This window comes from Proteus columbae (genome assembly GCF_009914335.1).
Taxonomy (GTDB): Bacteria; Pseudomonadota; Gammaproteobacteria; order Enterobacterales; family Enterobacteriaceae; genus Proteus.
The window spans coordinates 1,181,460-1,206,762 of the sequence record NZ_CP043925.1 but is presented as its reverse complement, the minus strand read 5'-3'; the positions used below and the strand labels follow the sequence as shown (position 1 = coordinate 1,206,762).

The 25,303-nt window shown below is 38.6% G+C and carries 21 protein-coding genes; 12 read left to right on the top strand and 9 right to left on the bottom strand.

Features of this window, described 5'->3' with window-relative positions; all coding sequences use genetic code 11:
- Positions 1-64: 64 nt before the first annotated feature.
- The 4 genes from nrfD to dinG all read right to left on the bottom strand — a co-directional run bounded on the left by nrfD (position 65) and on the right by dinG (position 6,652).
- The gene (nrfD, locus tag F1325_RS05580) at positions 65-1,210 is read right to left on the bottom strand and encodes an NrfD/PsrC family molybdoenzyme membrane anchor subunit (RefSeq protein ID WP_109373455.1); all 1,146 of its coding nucleotides are present in this window, start codon (positions 1,208-1,210) and stop codon (positions 65-67) included.
- Positions 1,207-2,037 (bottom strand): 4Fe-4S dicluster domain-containing protein, encoded by an 831-nt coding sequence (locus tag F1325_RS05575; protein ID WP_109373454.1) that lies wholly within the window; start codon positions 2,035-2,037, stop codon positions 1,207-1,209. Before F1325_RS05575 ends, nrfD begins: the two co-directional genes overlap by 4 nt.
- 18 nt (positions 2,038-2,055) lie before the next feature.
- Positions 2,056-3,612 (bottom strand): [FeFe] hydrogenase, group A, encoded by a 1,557-nt coding sequence (locus F1325_RS05570; RefSeq protein ID WP_109373453.1) that lies wholly within the window; start codon positions 3,610-3,612, stop codon positions 2,056-2,058.
- Between the two features lie 931 nt (positions 3,613-4,543).
- Positions 4,544-6,652 (bottom strand): ATP-dependent DNA helicase DinG, encoded by a 2,109-nt coding sequence (gene dinG / locus F1325_RS05565; RefSeq protein ID WP_109373452.1) that lies wholly within the window; start codon positions 6,650-6,652, stop codon positions 4,544-4,546.
- Positions 6,653-6,906: 254 nt separating this feature from the next.
- Here dinG and F1325_RS05560 point away from each other — a divergent pair, with 254 nt between their 5' ends.
- Together F1325_RS05560 and fabZ are read left to right on the top strand one after the other, a co-directional pair.
- On the top strand, positions 6,907-7,815 hold the full coding sequence (locus F1325_RS05560; protein WP_109373451.1) for a LysR family transcriptional regulator: 909 nt from the start codon (positions 6,907-6,909) through the stop codon (positions 7,813-7,815).
- A 210-nt stretch (positions 7,816-8,025) separates the two neighbouring features.
- Positions 8,026-8,451: a 3-hydroxyacyl-ACP dehydratase FabZ gene (gene fabZ / locus F1325_RS05555; RefSeq protein WP_160230095.1), complete on the top strand. Its 426-nt coding sequence runs from the start codon at positions 8,026-8,028 to the stop codon at positions 8,449-8,451.
- Between the two features lie 69 nt (positions 8,452-8,520).
- Here the strand turns inward: fabZ and F1325_RS05550 are convergent, their stop codons facing one another.
- The gene (locus tag F1325_RS05550) at positions 8,521-9,900 is read right to left on the bottom strand and encodes an MmgE/PrpD family protein (protein WP_109373449.1); all 1,380 of its coding nucleotides are present in this window, start codon (positions 9,898-9,900) and stop codon (positions 8,521-8,523) included.
- Positions 9,901-9,981: 81 nt separating this feature from the next.
- Positions 9,982-11,349: an adenylosuccinate lyase gene (purB, locus tag F1325_RS05545; RefSeq protein WP_160230094.1), complete on the bottom strand. Its 1,368-nt coding sequence runs from the start codon at positions 11,347-11,349 to the stop codon at positions 9,982-9,984.
- A gap of 408 nt (positions 11,350-11,757) precedes the next feature.
- Between purB and metC the strand changes: the two genes are divergently transcribed.
- The 4 genes from metC (at position 11,758) to sseA (ending at position 15,691) form a co-directional block, all read left to right on the top strand.
- Positions 11,758-12,933 (top strand): cystathionine beta-lyase, encoded by a 1,176-nt coding sequence (gene metC, locus F1325_RS05540; RefSeq protein ID WP_109373447.1) that lies wholly within the window; start codon positions 11,758-11,760, stop codon positions 12,931-12,933.
- 36 nt (positions 12,934-12,969) lie between these two features.
- Positions 12,970-14,337: a C4-dicarboxylate transporter DcuC gene (gene dcuC / locus F1325_RS05535; protein WP_109373446.1), complete on the top strand. Its 1,368-nt coding sequence runs from the start codon at positions 12,970-12,972 to the stop codon at positions 14,335-14,337.
- 312 nt (positions 14,338-14,649) lie between these two features.
- Positions 14,650-14,835: a hypothetical protein gene (locus tag F1325_RS05530; RefSeq protein WP_100159496.1), complete on the top strand. Its 186-nt coding sequence runs from the start codon at positions 14,650-14,652 to the stop codon at positions 14,833-14,835.
- 13 nt (positions 14,836-14,848) lie between these two features.
- Positions 14,849-15,691 carry a 3-mercaptopyruvate sulfurtransferase gene (gene sseA / locus F1325_RS05525; RefSeq protein ID WP_109373994.1) on the top strand — a complete coding sequence of 281 codons (843 nt, stop codon included), beginning with the start codon at positions 14,849-14,851 and terminating at the stop codon, positions 15,689-15,691.
- Positions 15,692-15,768: 77 nt separating this feature from the next.
- On the opposite strand, the gene F1325_RS05520 is transcribed toward sseA, so the two are convergent.
- From F1325_RS05520 to rhlE, 3 genes are all read right to left on the bottom strand, one after another.
- Complete coding sequence (locus F1325_RS05520) at positions 15,769-16,017, bottom strand: GlsB/YeaQ/YmgE family stress response membrane protein (protein WP_075672760.1); 249 nt, start codon at positions 16,015-16,017, stop codon at positions 15,769-15,771.
- A gap of 204 nt (positions 16,018-16,221) precedes the next feature.
- The gene (gene dusC / locus F1325_RS05515) at positions 16,222-17,154 is read right to left on the bottom strand and encodes a tRNA dihydrouridine(16) synthase DusC (RefSeq protein WP_109373993.1); all 933 of its coding nucleotides are present in this window, start codon (positions 17,152-17,154) and stop codon (positions 16,222-16,224) included.
- 9 nt (positions 17,155-17,163) lie between these two features.
- A complete protein-coding gene (gene rhlE, locus F1325_RS05510) occupies positions 17,164-18,579 on the bottom strand; it encodes an ATP-dependent RNA helicase RhlE (RefSeq protein ID WP_109373992.1) in 1,416 nt (471 codons plus the stop codon).
- 373 nt (positions 18,580-18,952) lie between these two features.
- Between rhlE and cecR the strand changes: the two genes are divergently transcribed.
- The 6 genes from cecR to F1325_RS05480 all read left to right on the top strand — a co-directional run bounded on the left by cecR (position 18,953) and on the right by F1325_RS05480 (position 24,935).
- Entirely contained in the window at positions 18,953-19,651 is a 699-nt protein-coding gene (gene cecR, locus F1325_RS05505) for a transcriptional regulator CecR (RefSeq protein ID WP_109373991.1), read from the top strand.
- An 11-nt stretch (positions 19,652-19,662) separates the two neighbouring features.
- Positions 19,663-20,649 carry a secretion protein HlyD gene (gene hlyD / locus F1325_RS05500; RefSeq protein WP_160230093.1) on the top strand — a complete coding sequence of 329 codons (987 nt, stop codon included), beginning with the start codon at positions 19,663-19,665 and terminating at the stop codon, positions 20,647-20,649.
- 13 nt (positions 20,650-20,662) lie between these two features.
- Entirely contained in the window at positions 20,663-22,432 is a 1,770-nt protein-coding gene (locus tag F1325_RS05495) for an ATP-binding cassette domain-containing protein (protein ID WP_109373989.1), read from the top strand.
- A complete protein-coding gene (locus F1325_RS05490; protein ID WP_109373988.1) occupies positions 22,425-23,576 on the top strand; it encodes an ABC transporter permease in 1,152 nt (383 codons plus the stop codon). The genes F1325_RS05495 and F1325_RS05490 overlap by 8 nt, the downstream gene beginning before the upstream one ends.
- Before the next feature lie 13 nt (positions 23,577-23,589).
- The gene (locus tag F1325_RS05485) at positions 23,590-24,699 is read left to right on the top strand and encodes an ABC transporter permease (RefSeq protein ID WP_160230092.1); all 1,110 of its coding nucleotides are present in this window, start codon (positions 23,590-23,592) and stop codon (positions 24,697-24,699) included.
- Positions 24,700-24,764: 65 nt separating this feature from the next.
- Positions 24,765-24,935, top strand: coding sequence for an AAA family ATPase (locus tag F1325_RS05480; RefSeq protein WP_160230091.1), 171 nt, complete (start codon positions 24,765-24,767; stop codon positions 24,933-24,935).
- The last annotated feature ends 368 nt before the right edge of the window (positions 24,936-25,303 follow it).

The window sequence follows — 25,303 nt, the reverse complement described above, 5'->3', positions numbered from 1 at the left end:
AAAAAAGAGTATTTTCTTGGTTTTATTTATAAAAAATGCCCAATTAAATTGGGCATTAAGTTAATTAATGTTTGTCGTCTTCATGTTCAATAATACGGAAGTTTTCGCAGATAAATAAATAAGCGAGCGCCCCCATTGAAACCAGACCAAGAGTGATAGTTAATTCTGGTAGCGATGGCCAATAAGAGACACCCGTTGATGTCACCATACCTGTCACCACAACGTTATAACGGTTTAAAATAACCCCCGAAGCGACTAGCGCACCAAAAGTTACCAGCCAGCCTCGACGTTTTATTAATGGTGAGAAACAGATAATTAACGGCACAATAACGCCAAAACCAACTTCAATCCAAAAAAATAAAGATTCAAAGCTGCCTTCGAAAAGGTAATGCACTTTACCTTCTGCAATAATACTGCCGAATTTCAACGCTAAATAAACCAGCATTGCATAACCTGAAATTCGAACTAAACCACTTAATACCGACATTGGCACTTTGTGATTAAACGCTCGGCCTGCTAATGCAGTTTCAACTGCGATCATTGCAGGGCCAACAAAAAACGACGAAATTAAAAATTGGAAGAAAATAATTGGCGACCACCATAATGGATGCAGTTTATCGACCATTAATAAATAAAGCGCCCCAAGTGATGATTGATGCATTGATGGAATTGCAATACCAATGACTAACAATACCGGTAATATTTTACGGAAAAAATTATGGTATTTTCGTCCAACTCGTTCAGTTGCCACTTCTCCAAATTCAATTAATTGCACACTGGTATAAACAGAGACGCAAATAAAGACTTCAAAAAGCACTGAGCTATGCCCTTGAGAAACTAATGGACGCCAGAAATTCCACCACTGCCCGATATCAAGGAAAAGCCCGACCATCACCAATAAATAACCAATTAATGACGTTAATGCTGCACTTCGAGCAATACTTGAAAATTGTTCTTGTTTAAATACGTAAACAATTAACGCAGTACCATACCCGCCCCCAGCTAACGCCACACCGCACATCACGTCAAAAGAGATCCAAAGCCCCCAAGGCCATTCATCATTAAGATTGGTCACTAATCCCAATCCTGTGACTAAGCGAAATAAGATAAGCCCTACGGCAATCAAACTGATAGCAACAAGCACCCAGCGCACTGGTGTCATAGGAAAACGCCACTTACCAAAGTGGGTCGAATTATCGATAACACTCATTCTGATCTCCTTGTTTCTTCATCAGTACTATTCTGGTTATGCTCTAGATGCTGATGCGATTGCTCATCGCGGCTCACTTTATCTTTTCTGTGATTAAACATGGCAATACCACCCAAAATCACAGCCCAAGTAGCGCCTGCTATCGGCGTATATTTCATAAAATCAGAGGTATAAGAAGAGAGTGGTTTTTCCGTTAATCCCGTTTTAAAGCCAAGCTGTTCAAATGGCACATCGGAAATATAGAGCCATTCAGTCCCCCCCACTTCTTTCTCACCATAAATATGTTGAACATATTCTGGATTATTCGTGATGGTTTCTCTGGCTTTTTCTAATAAGGTTTGTCGCTCACCAAATACCAAGGCTTGAGTAGGACATACTGCAACACATGCTGGAGATTGCCCTTCTTCCACACGAGATGAGCACATCATGCATTTAGTGACATAAGGAAGTGACTTTTCCCACTCATATTTAGGAATATCAAACGGGCATGCCACCATGCAATATCGGCAACCCACACAGAGATCAGGATAATAAACCACTGGCCCTGCTGGTGTTTTTTGGAAGGCTTTTGCAAAACATGCTGAAGCACACGCGGGATCAATACAGTGAAAACATTGCTCTTTAACATAACGCCAAACCGCTTTATCTTCTTTCTCAACCGTGACTGTTTTGATAACCGTCCAGTTTTCATCCGCAAGTTTGGCATTCTCACCACTTGTAGGTTGTCTGTCTTCTATCCATTTATTTTCGTTGTACATTTTGCATGCAACTGTGCAACTACCGCAGCCGATACACTTTGTAAGATCGACTAATACACCTTTAGACATAATGTGTTTCCTCAATCTTTAAGCTTTTTTTTTGTTAAAATGAATACTGCGATCTTGGTAATGCGTATGAAGCAATTGATGAGCACGTTCACCACAAGGTTCACCTAAAAATTGTTTATAGATACTTTGAATTTCACTGTTTTCATAACTCAAGCGGATTGTGGCGCGTTCATCTTTGCTATAAAGCGCTTTCATGCGTAAAGCACGTATTTCATCAGAAGGCGGTAATGCCGAACGAGGCTGTCCTCCTCCCGCAATACACCCACCAGGACATCCCATAAATTCAACGAAGTGCCACTGTTTTTCCCCTTTTTGAATTGCTTCTAAGACAGGACGCGCATTTCCCATACCAGAGCAAACTGCCACGCGAATTTCCCCCACTCCCGGAATATCCAGAGCGGCTTCTTTAATACCTTCTAATCCACGTACAGGTTGCAAATTAAATAAAGGCTCTGGTGGTCTTTCACCTGTAATAAAGTAGTAACTGGTTCTGACCGCCGCTTCCATCACACCCCCTGTCACGCCGAAAATAGCACCAGCACCACTGTATTCAGACATTAAGCGATCATAATTTGCGGGTTGAAGAGACGTTAAATCGATATTGTGACTTTTAATTAATCTGGCGAGCTCTCTTGTTGTTAGCACGATATCAACATCACGAAGATCAGGTTTTTCCCATAACACACTAGCGCCATTCATTTCAGGGCGTGCCGCTTCTGATTTTTTAGCAGTACATGGCATAATGGCAACAGAGACAATTTTGGTAGGATCGATATTTTGCTCTTTGGCATAATAGGTTTTTATCATCGTTCCCAACATTGTCATGGGTGATTTTGCTGAAGATAAATTAGGGATCAATTCAGGATAAAACATTTCACAGAATTTAACCCAACCCGGCGAGCATGATGTAAATTGTGGTAATACGCCATTATTTTGAATTCGTTGCAGTAATTCTGTCGCTTCTTCCATAATGGTCAGATCAGCAGAAAAGTTCGTATCAAAAACTTTATCAAAACCCAGTTTTCTCAGTGCAGCAACTTGCAGTAACTCAATATCCTTACCCGGCTGCATACCAAACTCTTCACCCAAAGCAACGCGCGTAGCGGGCGCGGTTTGAACAACAACATGCAGTGTTGGATCTAATAAAGCCCTAATCACCTTATCCGTATCATCAACTTCTGTTATTGCACCTGTTGGACACCAAAGCGTACATTGTCCACAATCAATACAAGGAACGCTATCAATTAACGGTAAATCGTAATTTCCCATCACCGTTTGTACTTTTTCACACACCTCAACACATTGACCACATAAAATGCATTTTTTATCATCACGACAAATTGCCACATTATTAGGATCAATAGGAATTCGGCCTCGGACTTGTACAGGAAAAGTGCCTTTTGCATTGTATTGCTCGGGAACCCAGCCAGTACCTCCAGAAATATTACCATCACATCCCGCCGTTACAGCGGTTACCCCTGCCGCAAGACTCATCTTTCCAGCAAATGAAAAGAAAGAACGCCGAGATAATAATTTCTCGTCACTCTCTTCTTTTGTAGGGAGAATAGATTTCATTTTTTACAATGCTCCTGCTTTAATATATAAATAAAACTACCGTTTAAGAGTAGTAATATATAAAGAATTAAAACTTATTTTTGTTAAATATATTTATATGATTTTATTAATAAAAAGATCAATACTTAAAATAAGTATTAACCTTAAAGAACCTAGTTTATTTGAGTAAAAACACCCTATCAGCAATCATCGTTTCATTTAAGAAAATCAGGAGAGATTTTTTTAATTCAATAAGTGATAGGGTGTTTATGAGATATATTGTACTGAAGAGAAATTAAAAAAAAACAGCTTACAACCTTATTAATTAAATATATTTAATTTTATTGATACATATCAAAATAGAAATAAAGTCATAAAAATAACCCTATAAAAAAACGAGAAAATAAAAACAAAAAAGCCAAATAAATCAGTTAATTAAAATGACTGTTATTTTTTATAAATTTATTGAGCATTTATCTTAACTAAATAAAAAAAGATTATCGCATACTATTTAATATAAAATAAATAATTTAAAAAAACATCAGAGTGATAATTTCTAAATAAAGTATTCACTTTTTCTAAATTAATAAAAATAAGAACATTACAATGTAATTGTTTATTTTGTTATAATTATATTAATTTATGTAAAATAATTATTTAATTTTAAATATAAGATATTTTTATTTTTTAATTATTAATAAGATTCATAAAAAATACAAGTTAATAATATCAGACAGAATCTTAAATAAAAACAAAACGAAATGATTAAATATATTTAACCATAAAATGACTTTTATTATTTTAAACAAAAAAACAATTTTTATTTTATTAAGAATAAAAATTTATAGTAAATAGCCTATATTTATTAATAACACATTAATAAATATATCAAAGTAAGTTAGAGAAGCATAAATCACTAACAAAAGTAAAATCTCTATAATATAATAGAAAATCACTTCTCTTTAGGCATATCCGGTTGATAAATTGGAAAAACTGGCAGTGCCGTTAATAAGCGTGAACCGTAGTTTTTTGTTAATAAACGTCTGTCATAAATGACAATTTCACCATGACAGTGATGACTACGAATAAGACGCCCAACTTGCTGAATTAAATTAAACGATGCACTGGGTAAGCTTTGCACTTCAAAAGGATAACGTTTGAGTGATTTTAACCACTCTCCCTCAGTTACAATCACTGGATCAGTCACTGGAGGAAAGGCAATTTTATGGATATGTACCTGCGTTAAGTAATCACCTTTTAAATCTAGACCTTCAGCAAAAGATTGTAAGCCAATTAATACACTATTATCACCCGCATCAATACGCTTGCAATGTGTTTCAACTAATCGATAGCGTGGTTGATCACCTTGTACTAATAAGCATAAACGCAAGTCTTTCACTTCTTCTAAAAAGCCATCCATTGCACGTTGGCTGCTAAATAAAACCAATTGCCCTCGATGATTATTCTCTTCCATTTCTTGGCGAAAATAACGAGCCATCTCTTTTAAATGCTCACGTTCATGGAGCATAGTTGGCTCATAGTGCATTTTGGGGATCACGAGTTTGCCTTGCTTTTGATGTTCAAAAGGCGAAGACAACGTAATAAAGCGATCATCAAATTGCTCGCTTAATCCCGTCAATTCTTGAATACGAGAATAGCTATTTAATGAACGTAATGTTGCAGACGTAATAACCACATGAGGAATATTTTTCCATAATAATTGCGTCAATTGCTCACTAACCCGAATGCCAGCACAATGAAAATAGAGATGAGACTGTTTTTTATCGTAACGACGAGTTAACCATTTGGATACTGGTGCTTTTGAAGTTTGCTCTAATGTGGCTAAGCGCCAAAGTTTCGCCATATTTTCTAAATAACCCACCATCCTACTGGTAGTTAAAATGGCACGATGTAAACGCACAACGTCTTCTTTCGCTGTCCGTTCTGTTAAATCGTTTAAAATAGCTTCGCCCAGCATTTTTAAACCATCCGTTAGCTTAAATAATGTCTGGCAACTTAACAGAAGTTGTTCAGGTAATTCACCTAACGGGAAGAGATATTCATCTTGTTCACTACGTTCTGGTAATAATGCTCGCGTGAATGTATCAACCTCTTGATAGGCTTCACGTAACTTAGCAATATGAGCATCAAAACGAATAGGATCAGCCAATTTAGGCGGTCTTACAGGAATAAATTGCGCTAAATACTGACTAACATGACGAGTGATATTATCAAGCTGATTATTAAGGGAAACTAAGGTTATTTCCCCTTCGACTTCAAGTGCATCGCGCGCAACATCAGGAATATGATGCCCTTCATCAAGTACCAAAAGCAGATTTTTAGCATCAGGTAACACGGATTCACTTTCCATTGCTGCCATTACTAAAGCGTGATTGGTAATAACCACATCGACTTCATCAATTTCACGACGCGCAATAAAAAAAGGACAACGATGATAATATTGGCAATTACGCCCTAAACAATTCATTTTATCCGTACTGATTTTACGCCATAAACTATCGGTTAATGCTCGTTTATGGTGATCGCGTAATCCGTCCCAGCCGAAACTAGTGAAATCATTTTTGAGCTCTTGGCAAATTTCTCTTTCTGCACTGGTCGCCACATCCACTTTATCTTCAAGCAAAAACATTAAGTCGATTTGCTCGCCTTCAGTGGCACAAATCACATCTAAATTACGAGGGCATAAGTAACGCCCACGACCAAAAGCGCCTGTGAACGTAAGATCAGGAATGATTTTTTTAAGTAATGGCAGATCTTTACTATAAATTTGATCTTGCAGTGCCACATTCGCCGTACTAATTATCAGCGGTTTTTTCTCATCACGGCTAATTGCAATCCCCGGAATAAGATAAGAGAGTGTTTTACCCACCCCAGTAGGGGCTTCAATAACAAGATGGCGCCCCGTTTCATCAGAAAAAGTCTTGGCTACCTCAGCTATCATTTCACGCTGTGGGGCACGCGGAATAAACCCTTCGATATGCTCTGGTAGGGCTTTATACCACTGACTTATTTGATTTTTAACGGATTGAGAAAGGGACATAACCACTCTGTAACTGATTTTAAGAAAGGCGTCATTGTCTCATAACACTGTATAAAAATCAGTAGTTACCTTTGCTTGCATGTTTTTTTCATCAAAGAATGGATAACTTCTCGAAATTATTGAGCTTTGTTATGGATTATTCATTCAACTCTTCATAGTATGAGTATTGGTTACGCAACATCCAAAATAGTCTTATAAAAATATTTTTCTTTTGTTTTATTAAGCACAACAACACCAGTTAAGAGATATCTATAATGACTTCCGCAAAACGCCCTATTTTTAACTTAGAACTTGATTTACTTCGAACCTTTGTCGCCGTTGTCGATGGAAATACCTTTGCTGCAGCGGCGGAATCCGTTTGCCGAACACAATCCGCCGTTAGCCAACAGATGCAACGACTTGAGTCTCTACTTGGAAAAGAGCTATTTGCTCGCCAAGGGCGAAATAAAACACTGACAGAAGCGGGTACACAACTGCTTAATTACGCTCGCCGTATTTTACGCCTTAACGATGAGGCATGCCTTTCACTAATGCATGAAGAGATTGATGGCATTTTAAAAATTGGTTCTCCCGATGACACCGCAAACACGATTTTACCTGAACTTCTCGCTCGTTTTTCAGGCGCTTATCCTCGCTTAATTATGGAAATTATTGTTAAACGTAGTCCGTTTTTAATGTCTATGTTAGAAAACAATGAGCTAGATTTAGCCATCTCTACTGAAGAGCATGTGGGTTATCCTAAAATCGTATTACGCGTTTCACCTTCATTATGGTATTGCGGAAAACATTTTAGATTTGATCTTGATGAGCCGTTACCTCTCGTGGTGCTTGATGAGCCAAGCACTTACCGCGATATGATGATAAATCATCTTGATCAACAAGGTATTCGTTGGCGAATTGCTTATATTGCAACCACACTTTCTGGTGCAAGAGCGGCAGTACGAGCTGGTTTAGGGATTATGGCGCGTTCAATTGAGCTTTCTGGTGATGATTTGCGTATTTTAGGCGAAAAAGAAGGTTTACCTGCTTTACCTGCGATCCGTTATAACCTTTATTTTAATTCTAATAGCCCAGGGAAAGCGGCACAAATTCTGTTTGATTCATTGAAAAATGAACAAAATGAAGTGATTAATCATGCAGATATCACGCTACAACAAGAATAACCAAAAAAATAAATTATTTCGATAACTCATCAAAAAATGAGAAGTAACAAAGACTGGATTTTTCCTATTCTGGTCTTTGTTATTCACTTAACCAAAATTTCTTCGCTAAAACATAGCCCAATACTGTACCATATTGAATAAGAATGGAATAATAGCCACCTTTATTGTAAAAAGCCTATTTGTTCTATCATCACAACGAGGAGAAAATATATGCCCATTTCCGTCAGTGAAATAATGGAAATATTGCCTCATCGTTATCCATTCTTATTAATTGATCGCGTTATTTCTACGCCCGCTGAACTTGCCAGTGGCAAATTAACAGCCATTAAAAATGTCACAACCAATGACACCGTTGTTTTTGGCGAGTTTTACCCACCTTTATTACTCCTTGAAAGCATGGCTCAAGCTTCGGGCATTCTTGCACATTACTACCTTTCACCTATGAGTGAGGATCAGCAATGTTATTTTGCCAGCATAAAGAATGCTCGGTTTTATGACGTAGTAAAAGCAGGCGATCAGCTACTTATTGAGATCCAGTTTCGCCGACAGCGACGCACTATTGTTAGCTTTTCAGGTACGGTGAAAATTGGAGAAAAGATAGTTTGTACATCTGAATTTATGTGTGCAAGACAATAGATAAAGGATTGGCAGATAAAACCAATCCTTCACACAATAATCTTGTTTATACGATTTCAGCTTAACCTTCTATTTTTTAACACGTAATAATTGTGTTATTTCTGAAATAGTTACATTGTCGAAATGCAGTATTTTCTCAACTAATTGTGCCGATTGTTCAGCTTCTATCACCAAAGATGCATTATCGTAAAACTTACTGATCACATCTTTATCTATCATTGGATTCTTCGGGTTACCATACTGAATATCTAATCTCTCCGTGATCTTTTCGCCATTTTTTAATGTCACGAAAATTAACCCGGGAAAATAAGTAGGAAATGGAATTTCTCCTTTTTCGGGATAACGATAACTTACACGCTTCGCTAACGATTGAATATCTTCCCGTTGGAGGTTTTCAGGTAATAATGAAGATAGCGTTAATGCATTATCTAAAAAACCCGCAGCAAATAACCACGGCAAACTAAATTTAGCGCCATAAGCTGTTTGAGGCGCCCATTTTGTTTCAGGTGGCTCACAAATCAAGGCAGCAGCTACTGGATCGACAACGCACTCGACACTCTCGATATCATCAGCGGTGATCCCTTTTTTCAGCAAATTACGCCCACAATCAACCGTTGCATGAGCAAAATGGCACACCGGATAAGGCTTAATAGAAACATTTAAAAATTCCCATACTTCACCTAATCCCAATGCGACTTGTTCTGGTTGCGCTTGCTCTCGAATACCATGGGTTTGATAAAGGCTATACCGACCTTCAAATATTGTTTCAGGGCCTGTCATTCCACCTTTTGCTAATGATGCGGCGATAATACCTGATTGCGCAGCCCATCCCGCATGAAAGCATTTAGAAGATGAGCTATTAGTAAGATATTCAGCCACTCCAGCTGCTTGGCTTCCTGTTAACCCTAATGCATTCACAGTTTGTTCAGGCGTCAATTTTAATAGTGAAGCGGCACAAGCCGTTGCGCCAAAAATACCAGCAATTGCGGTGGCATGAAAACCACGCTGATGAAATCCACTATGGCTTGCTAAGCCTACTCTCGCCGCGACTTCCCAGCCAATCACCCACGCCGTTAAAATATCTTGTGATGATGCACCGATAGATTCACCCAATGAAAAAGCAATTGGTGTTAATACTGCACTACCATGTGTAATGGAATCGGTATGTGTATCATCAAAATCTAAAGCATGTGCTGCAATTCCATTGGCAAGAGCTGCCACGGTTGTATTTGCCGTTTGTGAACTTCCCCAAATAGGGATATCACCTTGACTATCAGGTAAAAAAGCAACACCTTGTCGCCCTTGAATTGCACTTTGCTGCACACTGCCAGCCAAAGCGACACCTAATGTATCTAATAAATGAATTTTAGCTCGGCTAACAACTTGAGCAGGTAAATCAGAAAATGTGGTTGTGGTAATAAATTGGGCTAACTGCTGACTCAATGTCATAAAAACCTCGAAATTGATAAGAAAAAGCCAGCAATATCACCGGCTTTTAGATAATAAGAAGGTTGGAGGTAATTAATTCACTTAGTCATTTAACCAGCCAGAGGCTTTGGTTTGTGCAACAACGCGATCAACCTGAGCTGGCGCATTACCCACATAAGTCGTTGGATCTAACAATGCATCAAGTTCTTCTTGCGTAATATGATCACGAATACGTGTATCACGATTAATTGCTTCTACGAAAGTAATGCCCTCTTCTTGCCCTGACATTGATGCTTCATACACAATTTCATGTGCCGTTTGTTTACCTGCTTTATCAGATAATGCAAACATCACGCGTTCAGCCAGCATAAAGCCACCCAAAATATCCATATTTTTGCGCATTTTTTCAACATGAACATTTAACCCGCCTAATACTGTTTTCATATTATCAAAAATAACAGACAGCATCAGACACAGTTCTGGCATGATTTTCCATTCCATTTTCCAGATTGCACCATCACGCTCATGTTGATGTTTCATCATATCGGTTAAAACAGAAAGGTTTGCTTTTAAGGTATTGCTGACACAAGCGGCATTTTCAACAATAGCTGGATTGCGTTTATGAGGCATCGTTGAAGAACCGACTTGTCCTTTGCTGAAAGGCTCTGATAATTCATCAATTTCGTTATGTGCTAATATCAAAATTTCATTGGCAATTTTACCTAATGTACCGCTAATTAAGCCAATCAACATGCCGTATTCGCTAAATCTATCACGTGCAGGTTGCCATGAAATTTCAGGCACACCTAAACCTAAACGTTTTAATACACGCGCTTCTAATTCATCAGCCTTATCACTTAAAGAGGCTTTTGTGCCCACCGCTCCGACGACACTTCCCACAAATAAACGCGGTTCAATTTCTTTAAGACGTTGATAATGACGGGCTAATTCTGTTAACCAAATTGCAGTTTTATGACCAAAAGTGATTGGCAGTGCTTGTAATGCTAATGTACGCCCTACCATGGGTGTATTTCGGTGTTTTTCACTTAGTGATAATAACGAACGACCTAATATTTTGATATCACGAAGGAAAGTATGATGAGCATCTTTAAGTTGCAGTACAAGACCTGTATCAATCACATCTTGTGTGGTTGGTCCAAAGTGAACATATTCACCATAATGTTCAGGGCAAGCATGTTCTAAACCACGAATAGTTGGCACTAATGGATGGCGAGTCAAACGCACTTGTTCTAATACATAATCCATATCGAGCTTTTCAAGCTTTGCGGTGTCTGCAATAACGTTTGCTGCCTCTTTTGGGATCAACCCTAATTCTGCTTGTTCTATGGCTAATGCCGCTTCATAATCAAGCCAATTTTGCATTCTTGTTTTATCAGAAAAAATAGTTCTCATTTCTTCTGTTGACCATAAATTCTTTAATAAAACCGAATCAAAAACGCTGGTTCCCATAATTATTTCCCCTGTTAAAAGAATAATAAAAAAATCGTTTTTTTAATCAAACGACTTGTTAGATTGTTATTTTATTTATGCAATATAATCTCTAAAAAAACACTTTGATAATTTTAATCTAAATTAAAAAATTTCTAATCAATCAAAAAATAACATTAATTCAATGTGTTACAAATAACTCTTTATTTATTAGTTATAACTTTTGAATCTTAAATGTTATTTAAGATTTAATTAGAATAATTAATGCTAAAAAATTAGATGAAGATCATCTTTTTTTAAAAAGAGCTATTTTAAAAATAAATAAGTTTGTTATAAATAATAGAAACAGAATAAGCGCAGAGAAAAAAGTAATTAAAGGTTTTATTTAATTACCGGGGAACTCTATTTCTATATTTGGAGATATTAATAATGAAACAAAATAAACAAACAAAACTGATACACAGTGGACGCCAAGAAATTAAAACCTCAGGTCCAGTTAATCCACCCGTTATGAGAGCCAGCACCATTGTTTTTGATTCTATTAAAAGCTGGCGTGATGTCCGTGATCGTCGTGCAACAGAGCGCGTATTGAGTTACGGCGCTCGTGGTACTGAAACCGCTTTTGCACTGGAAGCTTTAGTAACTGAGCTAGAAGGTGGCCATCGCGCTCAACTGTTCCCTACTGGATTGGCAGCTATCGCTGTAACCATTATGGGATATGCACGCAGTGGTGGTCATGTTTTATTTGCAGATTCTGTTTATGAACCCGTGCGTAAAATTGCCTCTGCTTTTCTTGAACCCAATAACATTGCTTATAGCTTCTTTAAAACAGATGGTTCAGATTTTGAGCAAAAAATTCAAGACAATACACAGCTTATTTTTGTCGAATCACCGGGTTCATTACTTTATGAAATGCTCGACTTACCTGAAATCTGCCGTATTGCGCATGAAAGAAATATTCCTGTTGGTGTTGATAATACTTGGGGCTCTGCATGGCTTTATAACCCACTGGAATTAGGTGCTGATGTCTCAGTTATTGCAGCGACTAAATATTTATGCGGCCACTCTGATGTGATGATGGGAATTATGGTTGCGAATGAAAAAGCATGGGAAAAAATTGGTGCATTGCCTGAAGCATTAGGTCAAGCCAGCAGCCCTGATGATGCAGCATTAGTGCTTCGTGGTATGAGAACACTGGGACAGCGTATTGCAGCTCATGGCAAATCTGCTCTTGCTATTGCGCAATGGCTAGAAACACGCCCTGAAGTTGAAAAAGTATGGTTCCCTGAATTACCTAATCACCCTCGTCATGATTTATGGAAACGTGATTGTAAAGGCAGCAACGGTTTATTAACCATTGAATTTAAACAAGGTTATACCGCCAAACAATCAGAACAATTTATTGATGCTCTTACACTTTTTGGTATCGGTGCATCTTGGGGTGGATTTGAAAGCCTTGCTTTACCTGCCAATGTTGCAGGAGCAAGAAGCGCCTCTGATTGGCATAAAGGCCACGGTCCTTTTGTTCGTTTACATATCGGGCTTGAAGCAACTGAGGATTTAATTGCAGACATTACACAAGCGTTCTCAGCATTAAATAAATAACAACAATATTATTGCGTCACTACTAGGGAATTTATTATGACAGGTTTAATCATTGCCGCGCTGGTAACCGCGTTGGTGGTTTATCTACTGGCTAGAGGTTATAAACCTCAGCCAGTATTATTACTCGGGGGCTTATTGCTACTGCTCCTAACTGCTTCTCTCGATCTTAATCCGTTACTACCAGAAAATAAATCAACACAATTTAAGTATTTTGATATTTTCCAAATCTTTACGGATATTATGAGTTCTCGCTTAGCGGGACTGGGCTTAACATTAATGGCTATTGCGGGTTTCTCTCGTTATATGGAACACGTTGGCGCAAGCCGTGCTTTATTTGCTATTTTTGAAAAACCTTTAAAAGCAATTAAATCGCCTTATTTACTTTTGGTTATTTCATTTTTAGTTACCCAAATCTTGGTTATTTTTATTCCAAGTCATGCTGGTTTGGGAATGCTATTAATGGTCACCATGTATCCAATATTAATTCGTTCTGGCATTAGCCCACTTTCTGCTTTAGCGGTTATTGGATGCTGCCAGTTTATCGACCATGGTCCCGGCTCTGGTAACGTCATTATGGCAGCAAAAACTGCGGATATTGAACCTGCCGTTTATTTTGTTCAGCACCAGTTACCTATTACTATTCCTATTATTATTGCTGTTGCGATTACCCATTTCTTTATTCAACGCTGGTGGGATAAACGTGAAGGATTTGTTTTTGATCCAACCACTATTGATGCAGTTAAAGAAGAAGGAAACAAAATTCCACTGTCTTATGCCTTATTACCCGTGATCCCTTTGGTACTCATTATTGGCTTTAGTCCTTTATTACACCCTTATATTAAATTAGAAGTCACCACAGCGATGGTTATCAGTACAGTGATTGCACTTCTCTTTGAATATGTTCGTTTACGTGATGCAAAGGCAGTAATGAATAGCTTTATGCTGTTTTTTGAAGGAATGGGTAAGCAATTTGTCTTAGTGGTATCGTTAATTGTATCGGGTGAGTTTTTTGCTAATGGTTTATTAAAAAGTGGTGCAGTCGATACACTTATTAGCTCTGCTCAAGATGCAGGTTTCGGTGTTGTCGCCATGATCCTTGTGATGAGTGCCATTCTTGCCTTAGCCGCATTCTTAATGGGCTCTGGTAATGCTGCCTTCTTCTCATTTGCAGCCTTAACACCGAAAATAGCGGCTTTCTTAAAAGTGGATGTCATTACCTTAATTCTACCTATGCAAATTATGACAAGCTTTGGTCGTACTGTTTCACCGATTACCGCAGCCATTGTCGCCATTGCAGGTATTGCGAATGTTTCACCATTCCAAATAGTTAAACGAACCGCTATTCCTATGGCTGTGGCAGCCATTGTGAACTTAGCAATGACATTCTGGTTCCTTTACTCATAAAAATTGAGTTGTATTTTAAATGAAGTCTTAAGTTGCGTTACCCCTTTCCCTTAAACTCATTTACTCCTGAGTTTAAGGGGTTTTTCTTATCATTGACTGTAACCTTTGATTGAAACCATTAACACAACTTGTACTGTAATTAAGGCTATTTATAAAGGTAAATAGCCTTTTTTACATCTCTATTCACCCTATTTAACGCGATAGAACGCCTCTCCTTTATTCTGTATTTTTCCTCAATCTGGAGACTTAGCGCTTGTTTCAACCTCATATCTCGATATACTTTTGCGCAACATTCATCTGCAAATGAACATTATGAAAAAAATAATTATCGTTGTTATCGCACTACTTGCTTTTGGCTCTATCGGTGGCGTTTTCCTTGCGGGATTAAATATTTATACCCGTTCAACTACACCAATAGAAAACAAACAAGCTCAACCTGAAACTTCGCCGACACAACAATTTCCAGCAATACCCGACAGCTCACCTTCCACAAAATAAATGAGGTTGCACTATGGAATATGATTACTTTGTCACGCCCCAATGGCTATTTGAACATCAAAATGATAGCGACCTTGTGATCCTTGATGTCAGTGCGCCGATGCCAACACAAGACATTGACTATTCAGCACTTTATCTTGAACGTCATATTCCGCATGCGCATTTTTTTGATCTTGATGAAGTCGCCGATAAAACCACGTCACTACCCCATATGCTACCTTCTGATGCACTATTTTCAGAAACGTTGACGCAATTAGGTATTTCTAATACCACTACTGTCATTATTTATGATCAAGGTAATTTATTTTCAGCGCCACGAGGCTGGTGGACATTCACAACATTAGGTTGTCGCAATGTGCGTATTTTAGCGGGTGGATTACAAGCTTGGATTGATGCTGGATTTGAAATCCAACAAGGTGAAGGCATTGCTACGCCAGCAACTTCGCCTTTTGTGGTTGAGCGTCATACTCAACGTTATGCCAATAAACAACAGCTTCTTGATAATCTCAATACCAAGCAAAAACAGATGATAGATGCTCGTTCGGCAGACAGATTTTATGGTAGAGCACCAGAACCTCGCCCTGGTTTGCGCAGTGGACATATTCCCAGCAGTAAAAATGTGCCTTGGAATGAATTAGTGACTGATGGGCAATTAAAAGATAATGCTGAACTGAAACAAATATTTGAGCAAGCAGGCGTGGATTTATCACAGCCAATCATTGTTACTTGTGGCTCAGGCATGACTGCAGCTATTTTATTTTTAGCGTTAACGGTACTCGGTTGCCAATCTATTGCACTTTATGACGGCTCTTGGGCGCAATGGGGCGCTGAAAGTGCCCTCCCTTGTGAATGCTAATTTAATCAGCTTTTGCCTTAAAAAAGTAAACCCGCATTACGCGGGTTTATTATCACTCTCTGTTTGGCGTGAAAGTATTAACTTGCAAATATCTTTGCAAGATAGAGCACAACAATGGCACCAATAACCGCAACCACAAAGCTGCCAAAATTAAATCCGTCTACTTTACCTTTACCAAAGAAGCTACTAATTGCACCACCCACAACGGCACCGACAATACCCAGAATACAAGTCCATATCAGACCAATATCATAAGAGCCAGGCATTAAGAATTTCGCTAAAATACCCGCGATCAAACCAAAGATAATCCAAGCAATAATTCCCATATTTCCCCCTAAAAATAGTCATGATATAAACAACATACCTAAAAATGTCACTTATTGAGTGTAAGTCGAAATAGTTATTTTTTCCAACTATTGGAGATAAGTAACATTATATTTAAGATAAACAGAAAGATTATGACTTAACAAACAAAAAAATAGCGCTGATTAATTAGCACTATTTTTTTATCGAATAAAATGATTTTTAAATTACAACGCTTCTATTGCTACCGCGATTTCTGGCGAGGTTTTTAGTGTTCGAATTTGCCTAAATAACTCATCGGCTTCTGGATACTCTTTGCGTAAATAGCTAAACCACTGCTTAATACGTGATGCATGATAAATCGTCGTATCACCGCGCTTTTCTAAACGAACATAGCGCTTTAATAGTTGGATGACCTCTGACCATGGCATTCTAGCTTCTATGCCTTTTACAACTCGGCTTAAGTTAGGGGTATTCATTGCACCACGACCAATCATTATCGCATCGCAACCTGTTGTGGCTAAGCAGGCTAATGCGTCTTCACGGTTCCAAATTTCACCATTAGCAATCACAGGAATTGAGAGTCTTTGGCGGATCTCACCAATGGCCTGCCAATTAATTTTTTCCGCGCTATAACCATCTTCTTTTGTTCTGCCATGAACAGTGATTTCTGTTGCACCACCTTGTGCCACGGCATCTGCAATTTCATGGCTATACGCTGAAGAATCCCAGCCTAGTCTCACTTTAACAGATACTGGCAATTCTAAAGGTACAGCATTACGCATCGCTTTTGTGGCTTGATAAATCGTTTCTGGCTGTTTTAAAAGTGAAGCTCCACCGCCACTGCCATTAACAGTTTTTGAAGGGCAACCGCAGTTTAAATCAACGCCCCAAGAGCCTAAAGAAACAGCTCTAAAGGCATTTTCAGCCAACCATTGTGGATGTTGTCCTAATAATTGCACTCGCACCAGAGTTCCACTTTTAGTGCGGCTTTCTGTCTGCAATTCAGGGCATAAGCGATAAAACGCTTTCGTTGGCAGTAATGCGTCTACAACTCGTACAAACTCTGTAATACAGAGATCGTAATCGTTAATCGAAGTGAGTAATTCTCTCACAAGGGGGTCTAAAACCCCCTCCATTGGCGCTAATAGAACTCGCACTTTTTAACCTCAAAACTCTTTTCTAGCTTTTGACCAAGGGCTTTGATTATCACTACCTTCATCACTTTTACGTGAACGGCGAGGCCCTAATTTTCCGGTACGAGAGCCATCTTTATTACGGTAGTTTTCTTTGCTTTTATTACGTCCAGACTCTTTACCTTCGCTATCGCCCTCTTTACGACTATTGTTGCGATTATCTTTACCGCGAATATCTGCACGACCACCACTTCTACGCGGTGCATTATTCTTTGATTTTTTATGTAAAGGAGCCGCTTTAATTGAAGGATCAGGATCGTAACCTTCTAATGCTAAACGTGGAATTTCACGTTTTAATAGACGTTCAATATCAGCTAATAAACCATGTTCATCAACACAAACAAGTGAAATAGCCTTACCCGTTGCAGCAGCACGACCCGTTCTACCAATACGGTGAACATAATCTTCTGCCACTTGCGGTAATTCAAAATTGACCACATAAGGCAGTTGGTCGATATCAAGACCTCGAGCCGCAATATCTGTTGCTACTAACGCTTTTAATTTGCCGTCTTTAAAGTCAGCTAAAGCACGCGTTCTCGCACCTTGGCTTTTATTGCCATGAATAGCAGCTGATTTAATACCATCGGCATTTAAATGTTCAGCAAGCTTATTCGCCCCGTGTTTAGTACGTGTAAAAATAAGCACTTGTGGCCAATTTTCTAAGCCAATTAAGTGTGATAACAACTCTGTTTTACGTTTTTTATCCACTAAATGAACATATTGATCAACAGATTCAGCAGCCGAGTTTTTTGGCGCAACTGAAATACTCACAGGGTTATTTAATAGTGAATTAGCAAGACCCGTGATCTCTTTAGAGAACGTCGCTGAAAACAGTAAGTTTTGACGTTTTTTCGGTAATTTATTGATCACACGGCGAATATCGTGGATAAAACCCATGTCTAACATACGATCAGCTTCATCAAGCACTAAAACTTCAACGCGAGAAAGGTCAACCGCATTTTGATGTTCAAGATCGAGTAAACGTCCAGGAGTTGCAATCAGTACATCAACACCACCACGTAACTTCATCATTTGTGGATTAATGCTCACACCACCAAAAACGACTAACGAACGAATAGGAATATAACGGCTATACGCTTTTACGTTTTCAGCAATTTGAGCCGCAAGCTCGCGCGTTGGTGTCAAAATCAGCGCTTTAACTGGTTGACGACCTTTTGTTTTTACTGCTGATTGAGATAACTTTTCCAGTATTGGTAATGTAAAAGCTGCTGTTTTACCTGTGCCTGTTTGCGCACTCGCTAATACGTCTTTACCCGCCAAAATCGGCTCAATCGCCTGCTGTTGAATAGGGGTTGGGGTTTTATACCCTTGTTCATCAATAGCGCGGAGAAGCGCCTCACTTAAACCAAGCGATGTAAAATCGGTCAAAACAGTAGTCTCCTACAACCAGAACGTATAACACGGTGATTGAAATTAAAAATGACGGGCTTTCATACTGTCAGTCTATAGGCATTATTACTCTATAGGTACTATCATTTCTAGGTATAGACAGTGATGAAAGAGAATGAATCTTGTTAGGTTAACCTAATAACACCTATTCTAACAGTTTTTGCTATATTCAGAATACAAAAATAATTTTCAATAATAGATTACACTTTTTTTATTACACATCAGCTTTATTCGATTATTTATCACAAATTTTCCCTATTGTTCAATATCATCTAATATAATACGCCTTGTTATCGCTGTTTTTAATATCATTGGTTTTGTTACATTTTACTTAAGTAAGGTATCTTCTATCATGTCAGACATCCACCAGAAGACAACGCGCGGTGAACTAGCAAAACGACAATTATTGGAAGCGGCATGTGAGATCTTTGGTAAAAATGGGCCAGATGCCGCCACAACACGCCAAATTGCACAAGCTGCTCAACAAAATATTGCCGCTATCGCTTATTATTTTGGTTCCAAAGAAGGGCTATATCTCGCCGTTGCACAACATATTGCTGATCTTATTCGCCTTGATTTTGAACCGACAGTGGTCATTCTTGACGAATTTCTTGAACGACCTAACCCAGTAGAACACCTCCCATTACTGCAAACGCTTATTACAGATAGTTTTTTACAATATGCTCGTCTTGTGCTTGATAAAGAAAATATTCATCTTAGTCGCATTATGGCAAGGGAACAGCTTGTTCCAACCGAAGCATATTCCTTGATCCACCAGCAAGCGTTATCGCCTCTTTTAACGCGTGTAAACAAGCTATTAGCTATTTATATTGGTTTAGATGCTGCACTACCTACAACCATGTTACATACTCACGCTATATTGGGAGAAGTGCTATCATTTCGTTTAGTCAGGGAAACTATCCTAAGACAAACTGGATGGGATAGAATTGGTAAAAATGAGTATCAGATTATTTCCAACACCTTAAAAACTCATATTACTTTATTACTCAATGGATTAAGAGAGATTTATACTAACACCCATCACGCATAAATAGAGTTATTATGAAAACTAAAAAAGTCAGTTTGTTTATTATCTTAATGATTATTATCGGTATTGTTGCAGGTATCTATTATTACGAAGAAAACAAAGAGTCTGAATTAGTACTCTATGGCAATGTCGATATACGTACAGTCAACCTTAGTTTTCGTGTTGCTGGAAGATTAGACACATTACAAGTTGATGAAGGAGCCCCTGTCCAAAAAGGGCAATTATTAGGCAAGCTTGATGATGCGCCCTATCGCAATGCACTAAATAAAGCTTATGGTGAGCGTGATAGTGCAATTGCTTCGCTAGCTTTAATGGAAGCGGGATATCGCACTGAAGAAATCGCGCAAGCTCAATCTGATGTATCATTAAAGCAAGCCGCTTGGCAATACGCAGAAAACTTTTATAAACGCCAGCAAGATCTTGCTAACCGAAAAGCCATCTCAGCCAATGAGTTAGATAGCGCAAGAAATAATCGCAATCAAGCGGCGGCGGCCTTAAAAGCGGCACAAGATAAGCTCAATCAGTATCAAAATGGTTATCGAAAAGAAGACATTGATGCGGCGAAAGGACAAGTTATGCAAGCTAAAGCCGCTGTTGCGCAAGCTGAATTAAACCTCCAAGACACGCAACTAATCTCTCCATCACAAGGTACTGTGCTAACTCGAGCGGTAGAACCCGGCACAATATTATCTGCTGGAAGCCCTGTATTTACGGTGTCATTAACTAACCCTGTTTGGGTCAGAGCTTATATCAGTGAAACTCACTTAAGCGAAGCTGTTCCTAATCGAGAAGTTTATCTATACACCGATGGACGTAAAGATAAGCCTTATCATGGTACGATTGGATTTGTTTCACCAACAGCCGAATTTACCCCAAAAAGTGTTGAAACACCGGAGTTAAGAACCGATTTAGTGTATCGCCTCAGAGTAGTTGTGACGGATGCTGATGACGCATTACGCCAAGGTATGCCTGTCACCTTAAAATTTGCTTCCTCTCATTAAGTGTGGAGGAAAAATGGGACTCGCTGATTACACTATCGAACTTCTCGGTGTTGAAAAACACTTTACAGGACTGGAAAACCCCGCTGTTTCGTCATTAACAGCCACCATTACAGGTGGCTCTGTGACGGGTTTAGTTGGCCCTGATGGCGCAGGCAAAACAACCTTAATTCGTATGCTTGCAGGCTTATTAAAGCCTGATGCTGGTGATATTCGTATTTTAGGAATGGATCCACAAAAACAGAGTGTCGATGTCAGAGCTATTCTTGGCTATATGCCACAAAAATTTGGTCTGTATGAAGATTTAACAGTATTAGAAAACCTCAATCTTTATGCTGATTTAAAAAATGTCGTGGGTGAAGAGCGTAAAAAAGTTTATCAACAACTACTGACATTTACTGATCTCACTCGCTTTACATCTCGCCTTGCAGGCAATCTGTCTGGAGGCATGAAACAAAAGCTTGGGCTGGCTTGTACTTTATTAGGTAGTCCTAAAGTTCTGCTTCTTGACGAGCCAGGCGTGGGTGTCGATCCCATTGCACGCCGTGAGCTTTGGCAAATGGTGCATGCTTTGGCCAGCGATGGCATGTTGATACTATGGAGCACCTCTTATCTTGATGAAGCAGAGCAATGTAAAAACATTCTCTTACTTAACAAAGGAGAGCTACTTTATAGTGGTATTCCTCAAGATTTAACAGCAAAAATGGCAGGTCGCTCTTTTCTACTTAATGTTGAAGGTCATCAGCGTAGAAAAGTATTACAACAGGCCATTATTCAACCTCAAGTTACTGATGGTGTTATTCAAGGACAATCCGTTCGTTTGATCCTGAAAAAACAGAGTAATCAAACTGAATTACTAAGCGCTTTGGGTAAATCTGATACGAAGCTTATTCCTGCTACACCTCGCTTTGAAGATGCTTTTATAGATTTATTAGGAGGCGGTCCTTCTCATAAATCTGAATTAGCTGAAATTATGCCTCAGATCCCCCCCGCTCCTAATGAGACCGTGATTGAAGCGCAACAGTTAACCAAAATGTTTGGTCAATTTGCAGCGACTGATCATGTCGATTTCCAAGTTAAACGTGGTGAAATTTTCGGTTTATTAGGCCCTAACGGGGCAGGTAAATCGACAACCTTTAAAATGATGTGTGGTTTATTAGTCCCCACCAGCGGTAAAGCCCTTGTGCTAGGTATGGACTTGAAAGAGAGCTCTGGAAAAGCGCGTCAACATTTAGGTTATATGGCACAAAAATTCTCACTTTATGGCAACCTTAAAGTGGGACAAAACTTGAAATTCTTCTCAGGTGTTTATGGCTTACATGGCAAACAACAACGCGATAAAATCAACGATATGATAACTGCCTTTGGTTTACAGCCGATGGTGAATCAAATCACTGAAACCTTACCTTTAGGTTATAAACAACGCCTTGCCCTTGCATGCTCATTAATGCACGAGCCTGATATTCTCTTTTTAGATGAGCCTACATCAGGTGTTGACCCATTAACGCGAAGAGAGTTTTGGCTACATATTAATGGCATGGTGGATAAAGGAGTGACCGTGATGGTTACCACTCACTTTATGGATGAAGCAGAGTATTGCGATCGCATTGGTTTGGTTTATCGAGGAAAAATCATTGCAGCTGGCGAGCCTGATTCTCTGAAAAAAATGGTTGCCAGCAAAGATAATCCAACCCCATCAATGGAAGATGCCTTTATTGGTTTAGTGCTGGATTACGATAAAAAACTTGAAAGTGAAAATGATAAAGGGAGCGAAAAACATGCATAATTCAGCTCAATCATCTCATGCCCGCTTTTCTTGGCGACGTTTATACGCACTGTGTTTAAAAGAAACAAAGCAAATTACTCGTGATCCCAGCAGTGCCCTAATTGCTATTGTTATCCCACTTACTTTGCTGTTTATTTTTGGGTATGGCATTAATTTAGACTCAAGCAAATTAAATATTGGCATTTTAACTAATCAACAAAGCCAACCAGCACAAGAGCTTGTTTACACCTTCACGAATTCACCCTATATCAATGCAACTATTAGCGATAATCGACAATTATTAATCGATAAAATGCAGGCGGGGCAAATTCGCGGCATTGTGGTTATTCCTGTTAATTTTGCTGAATTACTTGCTCGCCAAGATACTAAAGCCCCCATTCAAGTGATCACCGATGGCAGTGAGCCTAATACGGCAAACTTTGTACAAGCTTACACAAAAGGGGTTTGGCAAATTTGGTTACAACAACAAGCTATCAGCAAGGGTATTGATACGACGCCATTAATTGAAATCGAACCTCGCTATTGGTTTAACCCTGCGGCAATTAGTCAGCACTATATTATTCCAGGTGCCGTCACCATTATTATTACGGTAGTTGGGGCTATTCTTACCTCGTTAGTGATTGCTCGTGAATGGGAAAGAGGCACTATGGAAGCCTTACTTTCCACTCAAATTACACGCACTGAGCTTCTTCTTTCAAAACTTATTCCTTACCAAGTGTTAGGGAGTTTTGTCATGGTGCTATGTATGGTAGTCACTGTATTTGTGCTTGGTGTGCCCTATCGGGGATCATTGTGGATTTTAGGTGGCATTACGTCGCTCTTTTTAGCTACTGCTTTAGGCATGGGATTACTTATTTCCACACTAACGCGTAATCAATTTAATGCCGCGATGATTTCGTTAAATGCTGCATTTTTGCCTGCAATTATGTTATCAGGCTTTGTTTTTGAAATTGATAGCATGCCATTTTTTATTCAAGTGGTGACCTATTTTATTCCTGCGCGTTATTTTGTGAGTAGTTTGCAAACACTATTTTTAGCTGGCGATATTCCATTGATATTAATGTTAGATATGTGGTTGTTGATCGTTTCTGCCATATTCTTTATTGGCTTAACGGCGTTAGCAACACGACGTCGATTAGATTAAAGGGAGAGTATTTATGTTTTATCGTCTTCTCACCCTGATAATGAAAGAGTTACAGTCATTATTACAAGAGCCTCAAACTCGTATTATCTTAATAATGCCAGTTATCTTTCAGATGATCTTATTTCCATTTGCCGCAACATTAGATGTTACCAATGCCTCTATTGCCATTTTTGATGAAGATAATGGTAAACAATCTATTGAGTTAACCCAGCGTATCGCCAAAGCAAGTGCATTCTCTCAAACTCTTTTGCTTAAAAATGAACATGAAATAAAAAAGACTATTGATAATCGTAAAGCGCTTTTATTAGTTCGTTTTCCACAGAATTTTAGCGCTGATTTAGAAAGCCATGTCCCTGTTAAATTACAAATAATCCTAGATGGTCGAAATTCTAATAGTGCGCAAATTGCCGCTAATTATGTACAGCAAATCGTACAAAACTATCAAACTGAATTAGCAGGCAATACACCTTCTTTACTGAATAAAACAGAACTTGTTGTTCGTAATTGGTATAACCCGAATTTAAATTACAAATGGTTTATTGTGCCCTCTTTAGTCGCATTAATTATTACCATTGGCGTCATGATTGTGACTTCACTTTCTGTTGCTAGAGAGCGCGAACAAGGCACGTTAGATCAACTGTTAGTTTCGCCTCTCTCAACATGGCAAATCTTTGTCGGTAAAGCCGTTCCAGCAATGGTCGTTGCTGCCATTCAAGGCACTATCGTGTTAATTATTGGTATATTTGGTTATCAAATTCCCTTTTCTGGCTCACTATTGCTGTTTTACTTTACCATGCTGATTTATGGCTTATCGCTGGTGGGTTTTGGTTTACTAATATCCGCATTAAGCTCGACACAGCAACAAGCTTTTATTGGTGTCTTCGTGTTTATGATGCCCGCTGTTTTATTATCTGGCTATATTTCCCCCGTAGAAAACATGCCCGTTTGGCTACAACATGCCACATGGATAAACCCAATTCGCCATTTCACCGATATCACAAAACAGATTTACCTTAAAAATGCCGACATCACTGTTATATGGCACAGTTTATGGCCTTTATTGGTGATTGCAGTAGGAACGGGTAGCATTGCCTATTATCTTTTCCAAAGGAAGATAGCTTAAAATCTGTACTTTGATAACTAACTCTAATAGACTGATACCAAAGAAAAAATCAATAGGCGTGCAATATGCAAATCAGCAAACTACGACTTGAAAATTATGGTGTTTTTACTGATGCCGACATCACGTTAGCCACAAAAGATGGCAACAAGAATGGCTCAAATATTACTGTATTTATTGGTAATAATGGTTCGGGTAAAACCAGTATTTTAGATGCGATTGCAACAGGTTTAAGTTGATTTGTAGCAAAGTTAGAAGATAAGAATGCTCAGGGTAAATCTATTGATAAATCTAAGATTAATATTTCAGCGTTAGAATGCATAATTTCTTTTGAAAAAAAAGAATTGGGAAAGAATAGTGGAGAAAGATACCCACTCAATGAAATATCATTAAAATTATCAAAAGTACGCAAACATGCAGAAAGTAATCTTATGAGTTCGTACATTACTGATAATATTAAATCTTTTACTTCATCATATCGTGAAATACTCACTAAAAATACAGAACAAGAAATAATTATGAACCCACAAGTTTAACTCAATGGAAAAGGCAAAATAAACATAAAAAATACGCTGATTTAACCCCAGAAATTCGAACAGAAATAAGA

What these genes read in the sequence shown, in the direction of transcription:
- nrfD (WP_109373455.1), bottom strand. Translation starts at nt 1,210, where the DNA reads ATGAGTGTTATCGATAATTCGACCCACTTTGGTAAGTGGCGTTTTCCT.
- F1325_RS05575 (WP_109373454.1), bottom strand. Translation starts at nt 2,037, where the DNA reads ATGTCTAAAGGTGTATTAGTCGATCTTACAAAGTGTATCGGCTGCGGT.
- F1325_RS05570 (WP_109373453.1), bottom strand. Translation starts at nt 3,612, where the DNA reads ATGAAATCTATTCTCCCTACAAAAGAAGAGAGTGACGAGAAATTATTA.
- dinG (WP_109373452.1), bottom strand. Translation starts at nt 6,652, where the DNA reads ATGTCCCTTTCTCAATCCGTTAAAAATCAAATAAGTCAGTGGTATAAA.
- F1325_RS05560 (WP_109373451.1), top strand. Translation starts at nt 6,907, where the DNA reads ATGACTTCCGCAAAACGCCCTATTTTTAACTTAGAACTTGATTTACTT.
- fabZ (WP_160230095.1), top strand. Translation starts at nt 8,026, where the DNA reads ATGCCCATTTCCGTCAGTGAAATAATGGAAATATTGCCTCATCGTTAT.
- F1325_RS05550 (WP_109373449.1), bottom strand. Translation starts at nt 9,900, where the DNA reads ATGACATTGAGTCAGCAGTTAGCCCAATTTATTACCACAACCACATTT.
- purB (WP_160230094.1), bottom strand. Translation starts at nt 11,349, where the DNA reads ATGGGAACCAGCGTTTTTGATTCGGTTTTATTAAAGAATTTATGGTCA.
- metC (WP_109373447.1), top strand. Translation starts at nt 11,758, where the DNA reads ATGAAACAAAATAAACAAACAAAACTGATACACAGTGGACGCCAAGAA.
- dcuC (WP_109373446.1), top strand. Translation starts at nt 12,970, where the DNA reads ATGACAGGTTTAATCATTGCCGCGCTGGTAACCGCGTTGGTGGTTTAT.
- F1325_RS05530 (WP_100159496.1), top strand. Translation starts at nt 14,650, where the DNA reads ATGAAAAAAATAATTATCGTTGTTATCGCACTACTTGCTTTTGGCTCT.
- sseA (WP_109373994.1), top strand. Translation starts at nt 14,849, where the DNA reads ATGGAATATGATTACTTTGTCACGCCCCAATGGCTATTTGAACATCAA.
- F1325_RS05520 (WP_075672760.1), bottom strand. Translation starts at nt 16,017, where the DNA reads ATGGGAATTATTGCTTGGATTATCTTTGGTTTGATCGCGGGTATTTTA.
- cecR (WP_109373991.1), top strand. Translation starts at nt 18,953, where the DNA reads ATGTCAGACATCCACCAGAAGACAACGCGCGGTGAACTAGCAAAACGA.
- hlyD (WP_160230093.1), top strand. Translation starts at nt 19,663, where the DNA reads ATGAAAACTAAAAAAGTCAGTTTGTTTATTATCTTAATGATTATTATC.
- F1325_RS05495 (WP_109373989.1), top strand. Translation starts at nt 20,663, where the DNA reads ATGGGACTCGCTGATTACACTATCGAACTTCTCGGTGTTGAAAAACAC.
- F1325_RS05490 (WP_109373988.1), top strand. Translation starts at nt 22,425, where the DNA reads ATGCATAATTCAGCTCAATCATCTCATGCCCGCTTTTCTTGGCGACGT.
- F1325_RS05485 (WP_160230092.1), top strand. Translation starts at nt 23,590, where the DNA reads ATGTTTTATCGTCTTCTCACCCTGATAATGAAAGAGTTACAGTCATTA.
- F1325_RS05480 (WP_160230091.1), top strand. Translation starts at nt 24,765, where the DNA reads ATGCAAATCAGCAAACTACGACTTGAAAATTATGGTGTTTTTACTGAT.